Here is a 2,211-nt window from a genome sequence, read left to right on the forward strand (position 1 = left end):
TCCATACACGAGAACGTTGTACACAATACCCAAGCGCCTGAAATGAAAATCGAAAAACTGATAATCGCAATTTTAATAATCAGCTTATTTGCCTGTAATAATTCAAAAAAGACTGAAGACAAAACTAATCCGCCAAAAGTTGAATTTGACTTTTCTGATATGCCAGAAAATTATGAGGCTAAACCTGAAACTTACGTGAATGATTTGGAAAAAATCTTTACGAAAGAACAAAATCAGGAATTAGAAAAACTTTTAGTTAAACTTCAAAAAGAAAGCGGGAAAAAAATTCTGATTTTAACGGTTCCTTCAAAAGAGAAATTAAACAAAGATTGGAGTATTGACAACGGATTTACAAATAGCGGAATTATAATAACTGTTAGTGAATCTTTAAAAGATATCGGAATTGGAATAGCCAAAGACACAAAAGATATTTTATCGGAAAGTACTCGTGAAAAGATTATTGAAAACACTATCATTCCTGAATTTGAAAACGGAAATTATTACGATGGAATTAATAAAGGAATAGAAGAAATTTTAAGAAGTTGGAAATAAAAGTACTGTGTACAACACCGTATATAATTTATTGCTAGTTCTAGCCTACTTACGAAAATCCTCGCGGATTTTCTATTCGATTTTTATTTGCTAAATTAGGTGCTTAAACCACGCAACAAACCATATACAATCACGTTGTGCAACATTTAAGAGCAACCTCAAAAACCAATGAACGAAGACATAAATAAATATCTAAACGGACTTGAAAAATGGAAGTTGGAATTGAAAAAACTTCGTGAAATTATTCTTGATTGCGGATTAAAGGAAGAATTTAAATGGATGCATCCTTGCTATACTGACAATGGAAAAAATATAGTTTTAATTCACGAGTTTAAAGATTACTGTGCTATTTTATTTCATAAAGGAGCATTACTCAAAGACCCTGAAAATATTTTAGTACAACAAACTGAAAACGTACAATCGGCAAGACAAATACGATTTACTGACTTGCCCGAAATCGAGGAATTTGAACCAACTATCAAAAAATACATCCAAGAAGCAATCGGAATTGAAAAATCGGGAAAGAAAGTTGAAAAGAAAAAAACTTCTGATTTTAATGTGCCAATAGAGCTGGAACAAATATTTTCCGAAAATGCCGATTTTAAAAAAGCGTTTAATAATTTGACTGCTGGACGTCAGCGAGGCTATCTTTTACATTTTGACAAACCAAAGCAATCCAAAACAAAAATATCTCGAATTGAGAAAAATATGGAGAGAATTAAAGATGGATATGGTTTAAATGATTGTACTTGCGGATTATCGAAACGAAAACCGAATTGCGATGGTTCACATAAACAATTAGAAACTGAATAAAAAACGTTGCACAACAATGGCTATAAGTAATTGCTTGTTCTCGCCTACTTTGGAAATTCCTGCGGAATTTCCAACTCGGTGTGTACTTGCAAAGTTAAGTGCTAAACCACGCAACTACTCATAGCCAAGACCGTTGGCAATAATTTAAAAAAACAGATGGCATACACATTCAAAGTTTTAGAATTAAATCAAATTAGAATAACAAAAACAGTAAATATTGTTGCGCCAAACCGATTTGGAGTTGACAGAGAAATCGGTTTTTTTATTTATGAAAGAGAAATATCAAAAGAAAACTACACACTTAAACCGAAAGATAAAAACGAAACTGACTTCTTGAAAAAAATGTCATATCCAAATGAAACGGATTATCCAACTGACATCATTGATGAATTAATTATTAATTCTGTGAAAAGTGATTATAAAAATTCATATGTGAAATCTGATTTACTTTTCACTACTTCGGATGTTGAACATATTGAAAGGTTGACAAAACGACCATCTGAACAATCGCTTTTTACTGTACGCCAAAGTTTAGTTGGAAAGAATTTTATGGATTTTGCTGGCCAAGAAATTGCTGGTTACAGAAAATCTATTAATATTTATACTAATGGACCAAAGGAATTAATTGAGAATATTGGATTTTTAACTACTTGTGAATTTGACGAAAGCCAGGAAATATTTGATAAATTAAGCCGAATAGTATTTAAATAAAACAGAAAAACTATTGCCAACACCGTATATAATTTATTGCTAGTTCTAGCCTACTTACGAAAATCCTCGCGGATTTTCTATTCGGTTTTTATTTGCTAAATTAGGTGTTTAAACAACGCAACAAACCATATACAA

3 protein-coding genes are annotated in these 2,211 nt (G+C 31.3%); all 3 read left to right on the top strand.

What is annotated here, in order from left to right:
- Window positions 1-552 (top strand): YgcG family protein (locus KO494_RS08605; protein ID WP_215967203.1); only part of this gene is annotated, 552 nt, incomplete at its 5' end.
- A gap of 168 nt (window positions 553-720) precedes the next feature.
- Entirely contained in the window at window positions 721-1,365 is a 645-nt protein-coding gene (locus tag KO494_RS08610) for a DUF1801 domain-containing protein (RefSeq protein WP_215967204.1), read from the top strand.
- Window positions 1,366-1,521: 156 nt separating this feature from the next.
- Window positions 1,522-2,076, top strand: a complete 555-nt coding sequence (locus KO494_RS08615) for a hypothetical protein (protein WP_215967205.1) — start codon at window positions 1,522-1,524, stop codon at window positions 2,074-2,076.
- Window positions 2,077-2,211 lie beyond the last annotated feature (135 nt).

The sequence above is a fragment of the Lacinutrix sp. C3R15 genome (assembly GCF_018860825.1).
Taxonomy (GTDB): domain Bacteria; phylum Bacteroidota; class Bacteroidia; order Flavobacteriales; family Flavobacteriaceae; genus Oceanihabitans.